We start from the raw sequence: 18,181 nt of genomic DNA, 5'->3' as shown, positions 1-18,181 counted from the left end.
GGCCAGTTCGAACGTGTGTTTGAGAAAAACCGCAGAGCATTGAAAAACAGAGGTTGACTCTCAAATGAGAATCGTTATGATTATCACAACTGGTCGCGAGATCAGCCGATAACTGACAGACCATTGGTTCGGACTCTCAGATTATCTCCTCATCAGGCTAATCACGGTTATTTGACCCGGCTCTTGCCGGGTCTTTTTTTACCTGTAAAAAAGCCGATTCAGCGCGCAATGATCAATGGATGACCGCGCTCCGGGTGCGGCTGTACCAACACCTCCAAACCAAACACCGCTTTAAGTGGCTCAGGCCGCATCACCTGCGCCGGTGTGTCCAGCGCGTGTGGGCGCCCTTGCTCCAGCAACAGAATCCGGTCGCAATAACGCGCCGCCAGGTTCAGGTCATGGAGAATCACCAGCACCGCAGCGCCGCGATCAGCGAAAGTACGTATAGCCTGCAGGGTCGTGTGTTGGTGCAAGGGGTCAAGCATCGAGGTCGGCTCATCCAACAGCAGCGTCTGCCCGGCTTCCCCCGGCCATAACTGCGCCAACACTCGCGCAAGATGTACACGCTGGCGTTCGCCACCCGACAACGCCAGGTAGCTGCGCCCGCTCAAATGGCCCACGTCTGCCGCGTGCAGCGCCGCCTGGATGATTTCGTCATCACGCACGCGTCCGGTCTGATGGGGCAAGCGGCCCATGCCTACAACCTCCTCGACACGGAATGCGAAATCCAGCGTGGAAGTCTGCGGCAACACTGCCAAACGTTGGGCACGTTGCGGCCCGCTCCAGTCCGTCAAGGCTTGCTGATCCAGCCACACCTTGCCCTGATCCGGCTTCAACTCACCGCACAACGCACCGAGCAGCGTGCTCTTGCCTGCTCCGTTAGGGCCGAGCACACCGAGCACTTCACCCGGCAGCAAGTCCAGGGTGACATCCGCCAGCACGGTTTTATCGCCACGCCGGACCTGCAACGCTTCTACTCGCAGCATCAGGCGCGCCCTCGCAACAACAAATAAAGAAAAAACGGCGCGCCGATAAAGGCCGTCACGATGCCGATCGGCAGTTCAGCCGGCGCCAGCGCCAGGCGTGCCACCAAGTCAGCAAACAGCAACAGGCTCGCGCCCGCGAGCACAGACGCCGGCAACAGCACCCGATGATCCGGCCCGGCCAACAAGCGCACCAGATGCGGCACCACCAGCCCGACAAACCCGATCATGCCCGCCGCCGCTACCGCCGCGCCCACACCCAGGGCTGTGCAGAACACCAGTTCACGCTTGAGCCCTTCAACATCGATCCCAAGGTGATTGGCCTCGGACTCACCCAGCAGCAGTGCATTCAAGGCTTTTGCCCGACGCGGCAACCACAGCGCCACACCGGCGCTCACCAACAGCAATGGCCACAACCGCGAATAGCTGGCGCCATTGAGGCTGCCCAAGTTCCAGAAGGTCAGGGTACGCAAGGTGGCGTCGTCGGCCAGATAGGTAAACAACCCCACCGCCGAACTGGCCAAGGCGGTAAGCGCGATACCGGCCAGCAGCATTGTCGCGACATTGGTCTGACCGTTACGGCGCCCCAGGCGATAAACCAGAGCCGTAACGCCCAAGCCGCCAAGAAACGCGCACAACGACAACAGGTAAGGCCCGACCGCATCCGGCAGGCCACCAAAAAAAGAACCGCCGACGATCGCAACAGCCGCACCCAGCGCCGCACCGCTGGACACACCGACCAACCCCGGATCGGCCAACGGGTTGCGAAACAAGCCCTGCATCGCCACGCCCGACAATGCCAACACACCGCCCACCGCCAAACCCAGCAAGGTTCGCGGCAAACGAATCTGCCCAAGGATCAATTCGGCCTGCTCCAGGCCTTGGGCTTCAATCGGTACGCCCATCAGGCGCAAGGCGGCCTTGAGCGTATCCAGCAACGGCAGGCTGACCGGCCCCAACGCCAATGAAAGCCAGGTTGCCAGAAGGCATAACAGCGCCAGCCCGATAAACAGCGTTTTCGGTTTAACCAGAGTCGTCATTGGGCAGGTTTAGCCTGGGACGGATAAAAACCCGGCAGACAGTTGCACCAGGCTTTGCGGCAAACGCGGCCCAAGCCCACCGACCAGCAGGGTCGGGTCCAGCTCAAACACGCGGCCATTTTTAGCCGCCGGCGTTGAGGCCAGAATCGGGTTTTCCTTGAACAAGGCCGCCCGCGCCGCATCGCCGGTGAGGGCACGATCAGCAAACACCAGCACATCGGGGCTCAGACCGGCCAGCGACTCCACCGAAAACGGCTTATAGCCGGTGTGGGTCGCGAGGTTATGCCCGCCCGCCTGCTGCAACAGCCAATCCGCGGCCGTGTCCTTGCCCGCGATCAGCGGCTTGCCGCCTGCATGCCCGAGCAACAGCAGCACACCCGGCGCCTTCTGCGTGGCCTGGGCCTTGGCGACCCAGGCTTTCTGCTGATCCAGCTTTTGTTCATATCCGGTAAACAATTCGTTGGCCTTGGTTTCATCACCCAACAGCTTGCCCAGGTGCTGAAGGTTGCCTTTCAACGTCGGCAAATCCGGCTCGGCCGAGAACATCTCCACCTGCACGCCCGCACCGCGAATCTGCGCCAGCACCGGCGGCGGCCCCATTTCTTCAGTGCCCACCAACACCTGCGGGCGCAGGCTTAAAATCCCTTCCGCGGACAATTGGCGCTGGTAACCAATGCTCGGCAACGCCTTGAGCGATTCAGGGTGCTGACTGGTGGTATCCACGCCCACCAGCTTTGGCTCCCCGCCCAGCGCCGTGACCCATTCCGATAGCGCCCCACCGGCACTGACCCAGCGTTGCGGCAGTTCAGAGGCGTATGCCCCGTGGTTGACCAGCAGTGAGGCAACAAGCGCAATAGCGCTGGTACTCAGGCGCATAACAGGGTTTCCTTCCAAGGGCAGGGCCACTCAAGCACTCATGGATGTGACAGTTAAACCCTGTCTGGCATCGTACAGAGCACCCAATCAGCTAACGGGCGAAGCCGGCATTTGATAATTGTTTGCATTTGAACGTCAAGGCACTTAAGGATCGTTATGAAGTTTCTCTGCCCCTCGGATGCACTGGCGCCCAACAGTAGCCGCGGTTTTGAAATAGACGGTTGCAAAGTAATGGCCGTGCGCCGTGACGGCGTTGCCTACTTCTACCTCAACCGCTGCCCCCATCGCGGCATCCCACTGGAATGGCAGCCTGACCAGTTCTTGGACAGCAGCGCCAGCCTGATCCAGTGCGCCACCCACGGCGCCTTGTTCCTGATCGAAAGCGGCGAGTGCATTGCCGGGCCATGCGCGGGCCAAAGCCTTAAAGCCCTGCCCGGCCGTGAAGACGCGCAAGGCCTGTGGGTTGAACTCTAGTCGCCGATCATCACGTCCAGACGCCGGTCGATGATAATTTCCTGCGGCGTGACCCTCGCACCGTAGGCCAACACCTCTACGCCGGCCGCCTTGGCCTCGCGCAGCGCAGCGGCGTAGCCCGCATCGATTTCCACCGCCGGGCGTACAGCGTCGATCCCCGACAGGTTTACGCAATACAACTGCACCGCACGCACACCCTCACGCGCCAGGTGCGCCAATTCACGCAAATGCTTGGCGCCACGCTGGGTCACCGCGTCGGGAAAGGCCGCCACCGACGAGCCGTCAAAGCCCAGGGTGACGCTTTTGACTTCCACATAGGCCGCGCCGTGTGGGTAATCCAGGCGAAAATCGATACGGCTTTTTTCCTGGCCATAAGGCACTTCGCGCTTGAGGGCAGTAAAACCGTTGAGTTCAGTGATCACCCCGGCGCGCAACGCTTCTTCCACCAGTGGGTTGGCGCGCGCAGTGTTGACGCACGCCAGCCGGCCTTGGGGGGTTTCGGCAATTTCCCAGGTGCCCGGCAACTTGCGTTTGGGGTCTGTGGAGCGACTGAACCAGACCTGGCCGCCCTCCACCATGCAATTGAGCATCGAGCCGGTGTTGGGACAGTGAATGGTCAGCAACTCGCCGGTCAGCGTTTCGATGTCGGTGAGAAAGCGCTTGTAACGGCGGATCAGCCGCCCTTCTTCGAGGGGAGGATTAAAGCGCATCAGCCTTGCCAGCTCCGCAAGCCACGGGCGATGCGTTCTACCGCTTCCTGTAGCCGATCAAGGTTTTGCGTGTAGGCAAAACGCACATGGTGGCCGGCCTGATAACGACCGAAATCCAGGCCTGGCGTAAACGCCACATGCTCGGTTTCGAGGAAATGACGGCAAAACGCGAAGGCATCACCGCCGAACGCGCTGATATCGGCGTACAAGTAGAACGCGCCTTCGGGCTCTACGGCGATGCCGAAACCCAACTCGCGCAAGGCTGGCAGCAGGAAATCCCGGCGGCGCCCGAACTCGGCGCGGCGCTCTTCCAGAATGCTCAGGGTTTGCTCGGTGAAACACGCCAGCGCCGCGTACTGGGCCATGCTCGGCGCGCTGATGTAGAGGTTTTGCGCCAACTTCTCCAATTCGCCCACCGCCGCCGGTGGCGCCACCAGCCAGCCGAGGCGCCAGCCGGTCATGCCGAAATACTTCGAAAAACTATTTAAGACGAAGGCCTCGTCGTCGACTTCCAGCACGCTGGCGGCATCGGTGCCGTAGGTGAGGCCGTGATAGATCTCGTCCACCACCAAATGACCGTTACGCGCCTTGATTGCACTCGACAACCCCGCCAGTTTGTCGCGGCTGAGAATCGTGCCGGTGGGGTTGGCCGGTGAAGCAACCAGCGCGCCAACGCTGTCTGCATTCCAGTGTTTGGCCACCAGCTCGGCGGTCAATTGGTAGCGCACGTCCGGGCCAACCGGCACCAGCTGCGCAGCGCCTTCTACCAACCGCAGGAAATGTCGGTTGCACGGGTAGCCTGGGTCGGCCAACAGCCAATGCTTGCCCGGATCGACCAGCAGGCTGCTGGCCAGCAGCAACGCGCCAGAGCCACCGGGCGTGATCAGAATGCGCTCGGGGTCGACGCTCAGGCCGTAGCGCTGCTGGTAAAAACCACTGATGGCGTGGCGCAACTCGGGCAGCCCACGGGCCGCGGTATAACGCGTCTTGCCGTTAGCCAGCGCAGCCTGGCCGGCCTGGATAATAGGCTCGGCCGTAGTGAAATCCGGCTCGCCGATCTCCAGGTGGATAACATCATGGCCGGCCGCCTGCAGCTCATTGGCTCGCGCCAGCAACGCCATAACGTGAAAAGGTTCGATGGCGCGACTGCGCGCACTGTAGGGCTGAGCCATTAGCCTTCCTTAGACGGTGAGGACAAAATTCGGATTCTACCGAACCCGCGCGGTAAAACATGCTCTATTGCCTGCTCGGTCATCCGTGATGAACCGAGCAAGCGCCTGCAAAACGACTAAAATCAACCTTCGAGACACGCTATACCCAGCCATGGCGGGCTATGACAGTTTGCAAGCCTGCCACGTTGGGCCTCGACAACCGGGAGTGGCGCACCCCGAATCTATCTGGTAAGTTCGCCCGCTTGCAGCCGCAGGGCCGGCAGGTGTCGGTGACGTTGCAATCCTGCGCAATGGATTAGAAGAGTGAGAGGCGGTCTATTCATGTCCACCCAAGCAAAGCAACAGCAGACTCAAGGCCTCGGCGGCTTCGAACCCTATGTGGAAAAAAAGGGCGAGGAGTACATGGGCGAGCCCATGCGCGAGCACTTCACCAAGATCCTGAACAAGTGGAAACAGGACTTGATGCAGGAGGTTGATCGTACCGTTGACCATATGAAGGACGAAGCAGCCAACTTTCCTGATCCGGCCGACCGTGCGAGCCAGGAAGAAGAGTTCGCCCTTGAACTGCGAGCGCGTGATCGAGAGCGCAAGCTGATCAAGAAGATCGACAAGACCCTGCAGCTGATCAAGGACGAGGAATACGGCTGGTGCGAATCCTGCGGCGTCGAGATTGGTATTCGTCGCCTGGAAGCCCGCCCAACCGCGGACCTGTGCGTAGACTGCAAGACCTTGGCTGAAATCAAGGAAAAACAGGTCGGCAAGTAATCCTGCCGAGCTGAATGCAAAAAACAAAAAATGGGGCGTGCAAACGCTCCATTTTTGTTTCTGGCGTTCAGTGGTTTTCCAGTAGTATCCGGCCCATGACAGCCTCTACCTATATCGGGCGTTTCGCCCCCACGCCCAGCGGCCACCTGCACTTCGGTTCGCTGGTTGCCGCCCTCGCCTCCTACCTTGATGCCCGCGCCAATCACGGCCGCTGGTTGATGCGCATGGAAGACCTAGACCCACCCCGTGAAGAACCCGGCGCGCAGGCGGCGATCCTGCACGCCCTGGAAAGCTATGGCTTCGAGTGGGATGGGGAACTGGTCCGACAAAGCGAGCGGCATGAGGCCTACGCCAAAGTCTTTAACGACATGTTCAACCACGGCCTGGCTTACGCCTGCACCTGCTCGCGTAAACAGTTGGAGCCCTACCACGGGATCTATCCAGGCCTGTGCCGCAACCTCGGGCATGAGCAGCAAGACGCGGCGATCCGCTTGCGCGTACCGGAGCTGGAGTATCACTTCACCGACCGCGTGCAAGGCGAATTCCGACAGCACCTGGGGCGTGATGTGGGCGATTTCATCATCCGCCGTCGCGATGGCCTGTATGCCTATCAACTGGCGGTGGTGCTTGATGATGCCTGGCAGGGTGTCACCGACATCGTGCGCGGCGCCGACCTGCTCGATTCCACGCCGCGCCAGCTGTACCTGCAGGAACTGCTGGGCCTGCGCCAGCCGCGTTACCTGCACGTGCCGCTGATCACTCAGCCGGACGGCAACAAGCTGGGCAAATCCTACCGCTCGCCGCCGTTGACACAAGGCCAGGCCACCCCTTTGCTATTAAGAGCGCTGCGCGCCCTCGGCCAGCAACCCGGCAACGAACTGCTGCACGCCAGCCCACGGGAACTGCTGGATTGGGGCATTGCACACTGGGACGCCAGCCAGATCCCGCGCACACTGACGCTGGCCGAAGCGCAATTGAGTTGAAGGCGCTTGCAGCTTGCCAAGCATCCGTTACCATCGCGGCAGTTTTTTAATCAGAGGCCAACATGTACATCTATCGATTGGTCCTGCTGCTGGTCGTCGGGATCTACCTGTTTTCCCCCGCCATCATGGATTGGTGGATCGACGCCACGGGCGCCTGGTATCGCCCTTATCTGCTGTGGCTGATCCTGATCGTCGTGACCTTCATCCTGCAGAGCCAAAAAGATGCCGATGAGCTTTAGCCTCACCCAGATGCTGCTGATCAGCGCCGCCTACCTGGCCGCGTTGTTCGGGGTTGCCTGGATCAGTGAGCGCGGAATGATTCCGCGGGCGATCATTCGCCATCCGTTGACCTACACCTTGTCCCTGGGCGTCTACGCCAGCGCCTGGGCATTTTATGGCACCGTGGGGCTGGCCTATCAGTATGGCTACGGCTTTCTGTCCAGCTACCTGGGCGTGTCCGGCGCGTTTTTGCTGGCGCCGGTGTTGCTGTACCCGATCCTGAAAATCACCCGCACCTATCAGCTGTCGTCCCTGGCGGACCTGTTTGCCTTCCGCTTTCGCAGCACCTGGGCCGGCGCGCTGACCACGATCTTCATGCTGTTGGGCGTGCTGCCGTTGCTGGCCCTGCAGATCCAGGCCGTGGCCGACTCCATCAGCATCCTCACCCGCGAACCGGTACAGCACCGCGTCGCCCTGGCTTTTTGCGCGCTGATCACGCTGTTCACGATTTTCTTCGGTTCACGCCATATCGCCACGCGCGAGAAGCACGAAGGCCTGGTGTTTGCGATTGCCTTCGAGTCGGTGATCAAGCTGATAGCCATCGGCGGTGTCGGGCTTTATGCGCTGTATGGCGTGTTTGATGGCCCGCAGCAGCTGGAGCTGTGGTTGCTGCAAAACCAGACCGCGCTCGCCGCCCTGCACACCCCGTTGCAGGAAGGCCCATGGCGCACATTGCTGCTGGTGTTTTTCGCCTCGGCGATTGTGATGCCGCACATGTACCACATGACCTTCACCGAGAACCTCAACCCGCGCTCATTGGTCAGCGCCAGCTGGGGTTTGCCGCTGTTCCTGCTGTTGATGAGCCTGGCGGTGCCGCTGATCCTGTGGGCCGGCCTCAAGCTCGGCGCCACGACCAACCCCGAATACTTCACCCTTGGCGTCGGTATTGCCGCCAACAGCAAATCCCTGGCATTGCTGGCTTACGTCGGCGGTTTGTCGGCGGCCAGTGGCTTGATCATCGTCACCACGCTGGCACTCTCCGGCATGGCGCTCAATCACCTGGTGCTGCCGCTGTATCAGCCGCCAGCCGAAGGTAATATCTACCGCTGGCTGAAATGGACGCGCCGCGCGCTGATCGTCGCCATCATCATGGCCGGCTATGGCTTCTACCTGCTGCTGGGCGCCGGGCAAGACCTGGCCAACCTCGGCATCGTCGCATTTGTCGCGACCTTGCAGTTCTTGCCGGGTGTGTTGTCGGTGCTGTACTGGCCCACAGCCAACCGTCGCGGCTTTATCGCCGGGCTGCTGGCAGGCATTCTGGTGTGGATGGTGACCATGCTGCTGCCGCTGGTCGGCAACTTGCAGGGCTTCTATATTCCGCTGCTGAACATGATCTACGTGCTGGACGACACCAGCTGGCACATGGCGGCGATCGCCTCTTTGGCCGCCAACGTGCTGATGTTTACCCTGATCTCGCTGTTCACCAACGCCAGCCCCGAAGAGACCAGCGCCGCCGAGGCCTGTGCGGTGGACAACGTGCGCCGCCCGCAACGTCGCGAGCTGCACGCGGCCTCACCGCAAGAGTTCGCCACCCAGCTGGCCAAGCCGCTGGGCGCCAAGGCTGCACAAAAGGAAGTCGAGCAGGCGCTGCGCGACCTTTACCTGCCGTTTGACGAGCGCCGCCCGTATGCCCTGCGCCGTTTGCGCGACCGCATTGAGGCCAACCTGTCCGGCCTGATGGGCCCGAGCGTGTCCCAGGACATGGTGGAAACCTTCTTGCCCTACAAGGCCGGCGGCGAAAACTACGTCACCGAAGACATCCATTTCATCGAGAGCCGGCTGGAGGACTACCACTCACGCCTCACCGGCCTTGCCGCCGAACTCGACGCCCTGCGCCGTTACCATCGCCAGACCCTGCAGGAACTGCCGATGGGCGTGTGTTCGCTGGCCAAGGATCAAGAGATCCTGATGTGGAACAAGGCTATGGAAGAACTCACCGGCATCGCCGCACAACGTGTTGTGGGTTCGCGTCTGAACACCTTGGGCGAGCCCTGGAAAGAACTGCTGCAAGGCTTTATCAACCTGCCCGACGAGCACTTGCACAAACAGCACCTGGCGCTGGACGGCCAGACCCGCTGGCTCAACCTGCACAAAGCCGCGATCGACGAGCCGCTGGCACCCGGTAACAGTGGCCTGGTGCTGCTGGTGGAAGACCTGACCGAAACCCAGATGCTCGAAGACAAGCTGGTGCACTCCGAGCGCCTGGCCAGCATTGGTCGCCTGGCCGCGGGTGTGGCCCATGAAATCGGCAACCCGATCACCGGTATCGCGTGCCTGGCGCAAAACCTGCGCGAAGAGCGCGAAGAAGACGCCGAAATCACCGAAATCAGCGGGCAGATCCTCGAGCAGACCAAGCGCGTGTCACGCATCGTGCAGTCGCTGATGAGCTTCGCCCACGCCGGCGCGCATCAGAACCTGGACGAAGCGGTGTGCCTGGCGGAAGTGGCACAGGATGCCATTGGGCTGCTGGCCTTGAACCGGCGCAATTTCGAAGTACAGTTTTTTAACCTGTGCGACCCGGACCACTGGGTCGACGGCGACTCCCAACGCTTGGCGCAGGTGCTGATCAACCTGCTTTCAAACGCCCGTGACGCAACCCCTGCCGGCAGTGCGGTACGCGTCAAGAGCGAGGCTTTCGAGCACACGGTCGACCTGATCGTGGAGGATGAAGGCAGCGGTATTCCACAGAACATCATGGACCGATTGTTCGAACCTTTCTTCACCACCAAGGACCCGGGTGAAGGTACCGGTCTGGGCCTTGCACTGGTCTATTCCATCGTTGAAGAGCATTATGGACAAATCACCATCGACAGCCCGGCTGACACCGAAAGCCAACGCGGCACCCGTATTCGGGTGACCTTGCCGCGTCATGTCGAAGCGACGTCCGCTGTGAACTGAGACCGTCGAGAGAATTGAATCAATGCCGCACATTTTGATCGTCGAAGACGAAACCATTATCCGCTCTGCCTTGCGTCGCCTGCTTGAACGTAATCAGTATCAGGTCAGCGAAGCCGGCTCGGTGCAGGAAGCCCAAGAGCGTTTCAGCATTCCCACGTTCGACCTGATTGTCAGCGACCTGCGCCTGCCGGGCGCACCGGGCACCGAGCTGATCAAGCTTGGCCAGGGCACGCCTGTGCTGATCATGACCAGCTATGCCAGCCTGCGCTCGGCGGTGGACTCGATGAAGATGGGCGCGGTGGACTACATCGCCAAGCCTTTCGATCACGACGAAATGCTCCAGGCTGTTGCGCGCATCCTGCGTGACCGTCAGTCGGCTGGCAGTGCGCCGGCCGAGCAGCGTCCTGCCGGCAAGGCTGCCGAGAAGCCGGGTGTCGACAACAGCAACGGCGAGATCGGCATCATCGGCTCCTGCCCACCGATGCAGGACCTGTACAGCAAGATCCGCAAAGTAGCGCCCACCGATTCCAATGTATTGATCCAGGGCGAGTCGGGCACCGGTAAAGAGCTGGTGGCCCGCGCCCTGCACAACCTGTCCAAGCGCGCCAAGGCACCGATGATTTCGGTGAACTGCGCGGCGATCCCCGAATCGCTGATCGAGTCCGAACTGTTCGGCCACGAGAAAGGTGCCTTTACCGGTGCCAGCGCCGGGCGCGCAGGTTTGGTCGAAGCGGCGGACGGCGGCACCTTGTTCCTCGACGAAATTGGCGAACTGCCCCTGGAAGCTCAGGCGCGCCTGCTGCGCGTGTTGCAGGAAGGCGAGATTCGCCGCGTCGGCTCGGTGCAATCACAGAAGGTCGATGTGCGCCTGATCGCCGCGACCCACCGTGACCTCAAGAGCCTGGCCAAGATCGGCCAGTTCCGTGAAGACTTGTATTACCGCCTGCACGTCATTGCCCTCAAATTGCCGGCCTTGCGCGAGCGTGGCGCCGATGTCAACGAGATCGCCAACGCGTTCCTGCTGCGCCAGAGCGCGCGCATCAACCGTACTGACCTCAAGTTTGCCGCCGACGCCGAACAAGCGATTCGGCATTACTCGTGGCCGGGTAACGTGCGCGAACTGGAGAACGCGGTCGAGCGTGCAGTGATTTTGTCGGAGAGCCCGGAAATTTCCGCCGAGCTGCTGGGTATCGATATCGAGCTGAGCGACCTGGAAGACGACGACTTCATCGGCCTGGCCCCGCAACAGGGCGGTGGCAGCAATACCAGCCATGAGCCGACAGAGGATCTGTCACTGGAAGACTACTTCCAGCACTTCGTGCTTGAGCATCAGGACCATATGACCGAGACCGAACTGGCGCGCAAGCTGGGCGTGAGCCGCAAGTGCCTGTGGGAACGCCGCCAACGCCTGGGCATTCCACGGCGCAAGACCGGGGTGGCCAGCGAAAGCTGAGGGCGCGCCCCCACAGGTAACACCCTCAGATGTGAAAAAACTGTTACCGCAGCTTTTTCACGTAACAGAAGCCGGGGCTTACGGTAACGAAGCCCCGGCTTTTTTTCGCCCCTCCAAAAGCCAAAACCAGCTCAAACCCCCGGTTTTGCTGGGCGGCACAAAAGTTGGCACGCACCCTGCTATATGCTTAGTACAAAAACAATAACAAGCTTTGTACAAGACAATAAAAATAAGACGAATCGACTCACGCATAACAAAAACAACACGGCGGAGGCGCAGCTAACTGATTCTTTTGGAGAGGCGTTGCATTTGGGGCTTGCCCCGCAACCAGGCCGAGAACAACAAAAACTGCCCTAAGGCAGAGCCTGAACTGGTTGGATCGTAGATCAGCAACACAGCGACCAAAGCAATCCGTTTGCTCTTGGCTCCCGATTGGGAGTGTCATGAAGGTGAAGCTTCATGGCGAGGGCGATCAACAAAAACAAAAAGCCCGCAACCATAATAAAAATAGAGCACGCAACTACTTCTGGGGGAGCTTCGGCTCCCCTTGTAGTTTCCGGCATTTGACCCGCTCACACCTTTCTTTAAGCTTCTGGCTCAAGCCTTGCAGCTTGTTCCTACACCATCCCTCGACTAAATGCTAGAATCCCCGCCCATCATGCGGTCATTCTTCGTTATGGCCGAACATTCCTTCAAACAGTGCATCCCATGCTGAAGAAGTTGTTCCAGTCATTCCGTTCCCCCTTGCGTCGTACGCAACACATTCGCAGCACGCCTGAAGTGCTTAACAGCAATCAGCATTCATTGCAGCGCGCTCAATTCAGCCGTTATGCAGTGAACATCGTCGAACGTTTGCAGAACGCCGGCTACCAGGCTTATCTGGTGGGCGGCTGCGTACGTGACATGCTGCTCAATATCACGCCCAAGGATTTCGACGTCGCCACCAGCGCCACGCCGGAGCAGGTGCGTGCCGAGTTTCGCAATGCGCGAATCATCGGCCGCCGCTTCAAGTTGGTGCACATCCACTTTGGTCGCGAAATCATCGAGGTCGCGACGTTCCGCGCAGGCCATCCGCAAAACGATGATGAGGAAGACACCAATCAGTCTTCCCGCAACGAGAGCGGCCGTATCCTGCGTGACAACGTGTACGGCACCTTGGAAGAAGACGCGCAGCGCCGCGACTTCACCATCAACGCCCTGTATTACGACCCGGTCAGCGAGCGCATCCTCGATTACGCCAATGGCGTACACGACATTCGCAACAACCTGATCCGTCTGATCGGCGACCCGACCCAGCGTTACCAGGAAGACCCGGTACGCATGCTGCGCGCCGTGCGCTTTGCCGCGAAGCTGAACTTCGGCATCGAGAAACACACCGCTGCGCCGATTCGCGAGCTGGCGCCAATGCTGCGGGAAATCCCTTCGGCGCGCCTGTTCGAAGAAGTGCTGAAGTTGTTCCTCTCGGGTTATGCCGCCGACACGTTCGAAATGCTGGTCGACCTGCAACTGTTCGATCCACTGTTCCCGGCCAGCGCCGAGGCTCTGGAATACAACCCGACGTACACCCACACGCTGATCAGCGAAGCGTTGGTCAACACCGACCTGCGCATCAAGCAGAACAAACCGGTAACGCCGGCGTTCCTGTTTGCCGCCCTGCTGTGGCCCGCCCTGCCCAAGCGCGTATTGCGCCTGCAAGACCGTGGCATGCCGCCGATCCCGGCCATGCAGGAAGCCGCTCACGAGCTGATCGCCGAGCAATGCCAGCGCATCGCCATTCCCAAACGCTTCACCATGCCGATCCGCGAGATCTGGGACATGCAGGAGCGCCTGCCGCGTCGCAGTGGCAAACGCGCCGACCTGTTGCTGGACAACCCGCGCTTCCGTGCCGGCTACGACTTCCTGCTGCTGCGCGAAAGCGCCGGCGAGCAGACCGACGGCCTGGGCGAATGGTGGACTGATTACCAGGACGCCAATGACAGCCAGCGCCGCGACATGATTCGCGACCTCGGCAGCAAAGGCGATGGTGAAGGCGCCGGCCCGAAAAAACGTCGGCGCAGCGGCACCAAGCGCAAACGCAGCGCGGCCGATACCTCGGGCGCTGCGGGCGAATAAACGTGGAACGTATCTACATTGGCATGGGCAGCAATCTCGCTGCCCCGGACCAGCAATTGCACAGTGCTGTCGAAGCCCTGGCGCAATTGCCCGGAACAGCCCTCGTTGGCGTGTCGGCGTTCTATCAAAGTGACTCCCTGCTCCCCGGCCAACCGCGCTACACCAATGCGGTCGCCGCGCTGAACAGCGATCTTGCGCCACTGGATCTGCTCGATGCATTGCAAACCATCGAGAACGACCAGGGCCGCGAGCGCCTGGAACGCTGGGGCCCACGCACCCTGGACCTGGATATCCTGCTGTTTGGCGAGCGCCTGATCGACGCACCGCGCCTCAAGGTGCCGCACTATCAGATGCACCTACGCGCGTTTGTGCTGTACCCGCTGGCAGAACTGGCACCCGCCGACCTGCAACTGCCCAATGGCCAAACACTCAGCGAGCTGCTGGCAGCCTGCCCGTTTGTCGGCCTGGAGCGCCTGCCCGCAACTTGATGCAAGCCCCTGTGGGAGCGGGCTTGCTCGCGAACGCGGTGTATCAGTAAGCATCCAGGGTGGCTGGCCCACCGCATTCGCGAGCAAGCCCGCTCCCACACTCGATCGGACGCGCCTTTAAGAATGGCGTTTCACAGGCTGAATCGAGTCAGTAACAGCGGTAACACCCCACTCGTAACAATGCGGTAACACATCCAATTGACTTCCCGTGTCCTCATCACGACTATAGGCGTCCCGCTGCCGCCAACCCGGCGCTGAAGGGCGCAATCCAGGCCTTATAAGCACTGCTCTCAAGACAGTGCGCCTGTATAAACGAAGACTCACGCGCGTTACTCGCTGTTTCCAAGCGCCTGAACGAGGACCCTTTCCATGCCAGACATTACCCTGACCACCTTGCAGAGCCTCAAGCTCAAAGGTGAAAAAATCACCATGCTGACCTGCTATGACGCCACCTTCGCCCACGCCAGCTGCGAAGCCGGGGTTGAAGTGCTGTTGATTGGCGATTCACTGGGCATGGTTCTTCAAGGGAATGACAGCACCCTGCCGGTCACCACTGACGAACTCGCATACCACACGGCCAGCGTCAAACGCGGCAACAACGGCGCCTTCATCATCGCTGACCTGCCGTTCATGGGTTACGCCACCCTTGAACAAACCTTCCAGAACGCCGGCAAGCTGATGCAAGCCGGTGCCCACATGATCAAAGTCGAAGGCGCGGTGTGGCTGGCGGAGTCGATCCGGCTGCTGGCTGAGCGTGGCGTTCCGGTGTGCGTGCACATGGGCCTGACACCGCAGTCGGTAAACATCTTCGGCGGCTACAAGGTGCAAGGCCGCAATGAAGCCCAGGCGCGGCAGATGCGTGCCGATGCCATTGCCCTGGAGCAAGCCGGCGCCGCGATGATCCTGCTCGAATGCGTGCCCAGCGAACTGGCGGCAGAAATCACCCAGGCCGTCAAAGTGCCGGTAATCGGCATTGGCGCAGGCTCGGCCACCGACGGCCAAGTGCTGGTGGTACATGACATGCTCGGCCTGTCGCTGACCGGCCGAGCGCCCAAATTCGTGAAAAACTTCATGGCCGGCCAAGACAGCATCCAGGCAGCCCTGGCCGCTTACGTGCGTGAAGTCAAAGCCGTGACCTTCCCAGCCGACGAACACGGGTTCTCTGCATGAACACCGTTAAAACCGTAAGAGAACTGCGCGCCGCCGTCGCCCACGCACGCAGTGCCGGCAAACGCATTGGCTTTGTGCCCACCATGGGCAACCTGCACAGCGGCCACGCCACCCTGGTGACCAAGGCCGCACAGCAATCGGACTTTGTGGTGGCGAGCATCTTCGTCAACCCGCTGCAGTTCGGCGCCGGCGAAGACCTGGACAAGTACCCGCGCACGCTGGCGGCCGACCAGGAAAAGCTGCTGCAAGCCGGTTGCAACCTGTTGTTCGCGCCCAGCGTCGACGAAATGTACCCCGGCGGCATGACCGGCCAGACCCGCGTGAGTGTCCCGCAACTGTCCGAAGGCCTGTGCGGCGCCAGCCGGCCTGGGCACTTCGAAGGTGTGGCGACGGTGGTGAGCAAGCTGTTCAACATGGTCCAGCCGGACATGGCCGTGTTTGGCCAGAAGGACTACCAGCAACTGGCGGTCATCCGCGCCATGGTGCATGACCTGAACATGCCTATCCAGATCATCGGCGAGCCTACCGTGCGTGCCGCCGACGGCCTGGCGCTGTCGTCGCGCAACGGTTACCTCAACGAAGAACAGCGCGCGATTGCGCCAGTGCTCTACCGCAGCCTCAGCCAGATTGCAGCAGCTATAAAAGGCGGTGAGCAGGATTTCGCCAAGCTGCGTGCCGAGCAGATCGCGCAGATCGAAGCCGCCGGGTTGCGCATGGATTACCTGGAGGTGCGCCAGGGCGTGCACCTGCGTGCGGCCACGCCTGAGGATCGGGATATTGTCATCCTCGTGGCTGCCTATCTGGGTGCGACACGCCTGATCGACAACCTGCATTTAACCCTCAACTGACCCCGCCAGGCACCTCGCCTGTTGCCCTGATGGCTGTGCCGGTATAAAAAAGTACCGGCAACAGCGCAGACAAAGCCAAGACATATCGACACGCTAGGTTTAATGTAATCGCCCTGCGCCATTGTTGGCGCTGACCGGACTCAAACGCCTGATGAAAGACTCAACGTTCCGGATTTAGAAGTGTCCTAAAGGCAAGTCCCCGTAATAAAAGGAAACCCGCAGCGATGGCGTACTACCGCACTCCTCATGACGTTACCGCTCTGCCCGCTTGGCAAGCGCTCAATCAACATCGCCAAGCCATGCAGGATTTCAGCATGCGCGACGCGTTCAATGCCGATCCCCAGCGCTTTTCCCAGTTCACCTTGAGCAGCTGCGGGCTTTTCCTCGATTACTCGAAAAACCTGATCACTGCCGAAACTCGCACCTTGCTCGTGAACCTGGCCAATGAAGTCGGCCTGAAAGACGCGATCAACGCGCTGTATGCAGGCGAACCGGTCAACTCTTCCGAAGGCCGCCCGGCCCTGCACACCGCGCTGCGCCGCCCGGTGGGCGACAAGCTGTCGGTCAACGGCGTGAACATCATGCCGGACGTGCACAAGGTGCTGAACCAGATCACCGACCTGGTCGGCCGCATCCACGACGGCCTGTGGCGGGGTTACACCGAGAAGCCGATCACTGACGTGGTGAATATCGGCATCGGTGGTTCGTTCCTCGGCCCGGAGCTGGTCTCCGAGGCCTTGCTGTCCTACGCCCACAAAGGCGTGCGCTGCCACTACCTGGCGAACATCGACGGCAGCGAGTTCCACGAGCTGACCCAGAAGCTGCGCGCCGAGACCACGCTGTTTATCGTTTCATCCAAATCCTTCAACACCCTCGAAACCCTGAAAAACGCCCAGGCGGCCCGCGCCTGGTACCTGGCCCAGGGTGGCTCGGAAGCCGAGCTGTATCGTCACTTTATCGCCGTATCGAGCAACAACGCGGCGGCCGTGGCGTTCGGTATCCGTGAAGAGAACATCTTCCCGATGTGGGACTGGGTCGGTGGCCGTTACTCGCTGTGGTCAGCCATTGGCTTGCCAATCGCCCTGGCCATCGGCATGTCCAACTTCAAAGAGCTGTTGTCCGGTGCCTACACCATGGACCAGCACTTCCAGAACGCCTCGTTCGAGCAAAACATGCCGGTGCTGCTGGGCCTGCTGGGCGTGTGGTACGGCAACTTCTGGGGTGCGCAGAGCCATGCGATCCTGCCGTATGACCATTACCTGCGTAACATCACCAAACACTTGCAACAGCTGGACATGGAGTCCAACGGCAAAAGCGTGCGCCAGGACGGCACGCCGGTGTCGACCGATACGGGCCCGGTGATCTGGGGCGGCGTCGGCTGCAACGGTCAGCATGCTTACCACCAGCTGCTGCACCAGGGGACCCAACTGATCCCGGCCGACTTCATTGTGCCGATCGTCAGCTTCAACCCGGTGTCCGACCATCACCAGTGGCTGTACGCCAACTGCCTGTCCCAGAGCCAGGCACTGATGCTCGGCAAGACCCGCAGCGAAGCCGAAGCCGAACTGCGCGAAAAAGGCCTGCCGGAAGCCGAAGTGCAGAAGCTGGCGCCCCACAAGGTGATCCCGGGCAACCGTCCGAGCAACACCATTGTGGTCGAGCGCATCAGCCCACGTCGTTTGGGCGCACTGGTCGCCATGTATGAACACAAAGTGTTTGTACAAAGCGTGGTCTGGGGCATCAACGCCTTCGACCAATGGGGCGTAGAGCTGGGCAAGGAGCTGGGCAAAGGCGTCTACAACCGCCTGACCGGCGCCGAAGAAACCCTGGCTGACGATGCGTCGACCCAGGGCCTGATCAACTACTTCCGCGGTCGTCACCGCGGCTGAGGCCGGTACACCAAGGCCAACGTCCGTTTGGACGTTGGCCT

General features: G+C 60.8%; 15 protein-coding genes and 1 pseudogene. 11 read left to right on the top strand and 5 right to left on the bottom strand.

Features of this window, described 5'->3' with window-relative positions; genetic code table 11:
* Positions 1–218: 218 nt before the first annotated feature.
* The 3 genes and pseudogenes from QF043_RS02975 to QF043_RS02965 all read right to left on the bottom strand — a co-directional run bounded on the left by QF043_RS02975 (position 219) and on the right by QF043_RS02965 (position 2,899).
* The gene (locus QF043_RS02975; RefSeq protein WP_056859775.1) at positions 219–986 is read right to left on the bottom strand and encodes a heme ABC transporter ATP-binding protein; all 768 of its coding nucleotides are present in this window, start codon (positions 984–986) and stop codon (positions 219–221) included.
* The gene (locus QF043_RS02970) at positions 986–2,023 is read right to left on the bottom strand and encodes an iron ABC transporter permease (RefSeq protein ID WP_307417453.1); all 1,038 of its coding nucleotides are present in this window, start codon (positions 2,021–2,023) and stop codon (positions 986–988) included. The genes QF043_RS02975 and QF043_RS02970 overlap by 1 nt, the downstream gene beginning before the upstream one ends.
* Positions 2,020–2,899, bottom strand: a pseudogene (locus tag QF043_RS02965) (hemin ABC transporter substrate-binding protein). The gene QF043_RS02970 and the pseudogene QF043_RS02965 overlap by 4 nt, the downstream one beginning before the upstream one ends.
* Before the next feature lie 156 nt (positions 2,900–3,055).
* Between QF043_RS02965 and QF043_RS02960 the strand changes: the two are divergent.
* Complete coding sequence (locus QF043_RS02960; RefSeq protein WP_307417452.1) at positions 3,056–3,373, top strand: Rieske (2Fe-2S) protein; 318 nt, start codon at positions 3,056–3,058, stop codon at positions 3,371–3,373.
* Here QF043_RS02960 and sfsA read toward each other — a convergent pair.
* Positions 3,370–4,083 (bottom strand): DNA/RNA nuclease SfsA, encoded by a 714-nt coding sequence (gene sfsA, locus QF043_RS02955; RefSeq protein ID WP_307417451.1) that lies wholly within the window; start codon positions 4,081–4,083, stop codon positions 3,370–3,372. The two genes, QF043_RS02960 and sfsA, sit on opposite strands and share 4 nt — an antisense overlap.
* Positions 4,083–5,255 (bottom strand): pyridoxal phosphate-dependent aminotransferase, encoded by a 1,173-nt coding sequence (locus QF043_RS02950; RefSeq protein WP_307417450.1) that lies wholly within the window; start codon positions 5,253–5,255, stop codon positions 4,083–4,085. The genes sfsA and QF043_RS02950 overlap by 1 nt, the downstream gene beginning before the upstream one ends.
* Positions 5,256–5,576: 321 nt before the next feature.
* Here QF043_RS02950 and dksA point away from each other — a divergent pair, with 321 nt between their 5' ends.
* The 10 genes from dksA to pgi all read left to right on the top strand — a co-directional run bounded on the left by dksA (position 5,577) and on the right by pgi (position 18,140).
* Positions 5,577–6,020, top strand: coding sequence for an RNA polymerase-binding protein DksA (dksA, locus tag QF043_RS02945; RefSeq protein ID WP_003194150.1), 444 nt, complete (start codon positions 5,577–5,579; stop codon positions 6,018–6,020).
* Between the two features lie 95 nt (positions 6,021–6,115).
* Entirely contained in the window at positions 6,116–7,003 is an 888-nt protein-coding gene (gene gluQRS / locus QF043_RS02940) for a tRNA glutamyl-Q(34) synthetase GluQRS (RefSeq protein WP_307417449.1), read from the top strand.
* A gap of 62 nt (positions 7,004–7,065) precedes the next feature.
* Positions 7,066–7,242 (top strand): hypothetical protein, encoded by a 177-nt coding sequence (locus QF043_RS02935; RefSeq protein ID WP_003176118.1) that lies wholly within the window; start codon positions 7,066–7,068, stop codon positions 7,240–7,242.
* Positions 7,226–10,180, top strand: coding sequence for a sensor histidine kinase (locus QF043_RS02930; RefSeq protein ID WP_305455701.1), 2,955 nt, complete (start codon positions 7,226–7,228; stop codon positions 10,178–10,180). Before QF043_RS02935 ends, QF043_RS02930 begins: the two co-directional genes overlap by 17 nt.
* Before the next feature lie 22 nt (positions 10,181–10,202).
* A complete protein-coding gene (locus QF043_RS02925) occupies positions 10,203–11,633 on the top strand; it encodes a sigma-54 dependent transcriptional regulator (protein ID WP_305455703.1) in 1,431 nt (476 codons plus the stop codon).
* A 708-nt stretch (positions 11,634–12,341) separates the two neighbouring features.
* The gene (locus QF043_RS02920) at positions 12,342–13,745 is read left to right on the top strand and encodes a polynucleotide adenylyltransferase PcnB (protein WP_305455705.1); all 1,404 of its coding nucleotides are present in this window, start codon (positions 12,342–12,344) and stop codon (positions 13,743–13,745) included.
* A gap of 2 nt (positions 13,746–13,747) precedes the next feature.
* Positions 13,748–14,233, top strand: a complete 486-nt coding sequence (folK, locus tag QF043_RS02915; RefSeq protein WP_307417448.1) for a 2-amino-4-hydroxy-6-hydroxymethyldihydropteridine diphosphokinase — start codon at positions 13,748–13,750, stop codon at positions 14,231–14,233.
* A 369-nt stretch (positions 14,234–14,602) separates the two neighbouring features.
* Entirely contained in the window at positions 14,603–15,403 is an 801-nt protein-coding gene (gene panB / locus QF043_RS02910) for a 3-methyl-2-oxobutanoate hydroxymethyltransferase (RefSeq protein WP_069786517.1), read from the top strand.
* A complete protein-coding gene (panC, locus tag QF043_RS02905) occupies positions 15,400–16,251 on the top strand; it encodes a pantoate--beta-alanine ligase (RefSeq protein ID WP_058419971.1) in 852 nt (283 codons plus the stop codon). Before panB ends, panC begins: the two co-directional genes overlap by 4 nt.
* Before the next feature lie 224 nt (positions 16,252–16,475).
* Positions 16,476–18,140, top strand: coding sequence for a glucose-6-phosphate isomerase (pgi, locus tag QF043_RS02900; RefSeq protein ID WP_058419970.1), 1,665 nt, complete (start codon positions 16,476–16,478; stop codon positions 18,138–18,140).
* Positions 18,141–18,181 lie beyond the last annotated feature (41 nt).

This window comes from Pseudomonas sp. W3I7 (assembly GCF_030816095.1).
In the GTDB taxonomy this organism is placed as follows: Bacteria; Pseudomonadota; Gammaproteobacteria; order Pseudomonadales; family Pseudomonadaceae; genus Aquipseudomonas; species Aquipseudomonas salomonii.
The sequence above is the reverse complement of the archived record's forward strand: the minus strand, read 5'-3'. Positions and strand labels throughout refer to the sequence as shown.

What these genes read in the sequence shown, in the direction of transcription:
- gluQRS (WP_307417449.1), top strand. Translation starts at nt 6,116, where the DNA reads ATGACAGCCTCTACCTATATCGGGCGTTTCGCCCCCACGCCCAGCGGC.
- QF043_RS02930 (WP_305455701.1), top strand. Translation starts at nt 7,226, where the DNA reads ATGCCGATGAGCTTTAGCCTCACCCAGATGCTGCTGATCAGCGCCGCC.
- QF043_RS02960 (WP_307417452.1), top strand. Translation starts at nt 3,056, where the DNA reads ATGAAGTTTCTCTGCCCCTCGGATGCACTGGCGCCCAACAGTAGCCGC.
- QF043_RS02970 (WP_307417453.1), bottom strand. Translation starts at nt 2,023, where the DNA reads ATGACGACTCTGGTTAAACCGAAAACGCTGTTTATCGGGCTGGCGCTG.
- QF043_RS02975 (WP_056859775.1), bottom strand. Translation starts at nt 986, where the DNA reads ATGCTGCGAGTAGAAGCGTTGCAGGTCCGGCGTGGCGATAAAACCGTG.
- QF043_RS02925 (WP_305455703.1), top strand. Translation starts at nt 10,203, where the DNA reads ATGCCGCACATTTTGATCGTCGAAGACGAAACCATTATCCGCTCTGCC.
- QF043_RS02920 (WP_305455705.1), top strand. Translation starts at nt 12,342, where the DNA reads ATGCTGAAGAAGTTGTTCCAGTCATTCCGTTCCCCCTTGCGTCGTACG.
- dksA (WP_003194150.1), top strand. Translation starts at nt 5,577, where the DNA reads ATGTCCACCCAAGCAAAGCAACAGCAGACTCAAGGCCTCGGCGGCTTC.
- QF043_RS02935 (WP_003176118.1), top strand. Translation starts at nt 7,066, where the DNA reads ATGTACATCTATCGATTGGTCCTGCTGCTGGTCGTCGGGATCTACCTG.
- QF043_RS02950 (WP_307417450.1), bottom strand. Translation starts at nt 5,255, where the DNA reads ATGGCTCAGCCCTACAGTGCGCGCAGTCGCGCCATCGAACCTTTTCAC.
- panC (WP_058419971.1), top strand. Translation starts at nt 15,400, where the DNA reads ATGAACACCGTTAAAACCGTAAGAGAACTGCGCGCCGCCGTCGCCCAC.
- sfsA (WP_307417451.1), bottom strand. Translation starts at nt 4,083, where the DNA reads ATGCGCTTTAATCCTCCCCTCGAAGAAGGGCGGCTGATCCGCCGTTAC.
- pgi (WP_058419970.1), top strand. Translation starts at nt 16,476, where the DNA reads ATGGCGTACTACCGCACTCCTCATGACGTTACCGCTCTGCCCGCTTGG.
- panB (WP_069786517.1), top strand. Translation starts at nt 14,603, where the DNA reads ATGCCAGACATTACCCTGACCACCTTGCAGAGCCTCAAGCTCAAAGGT.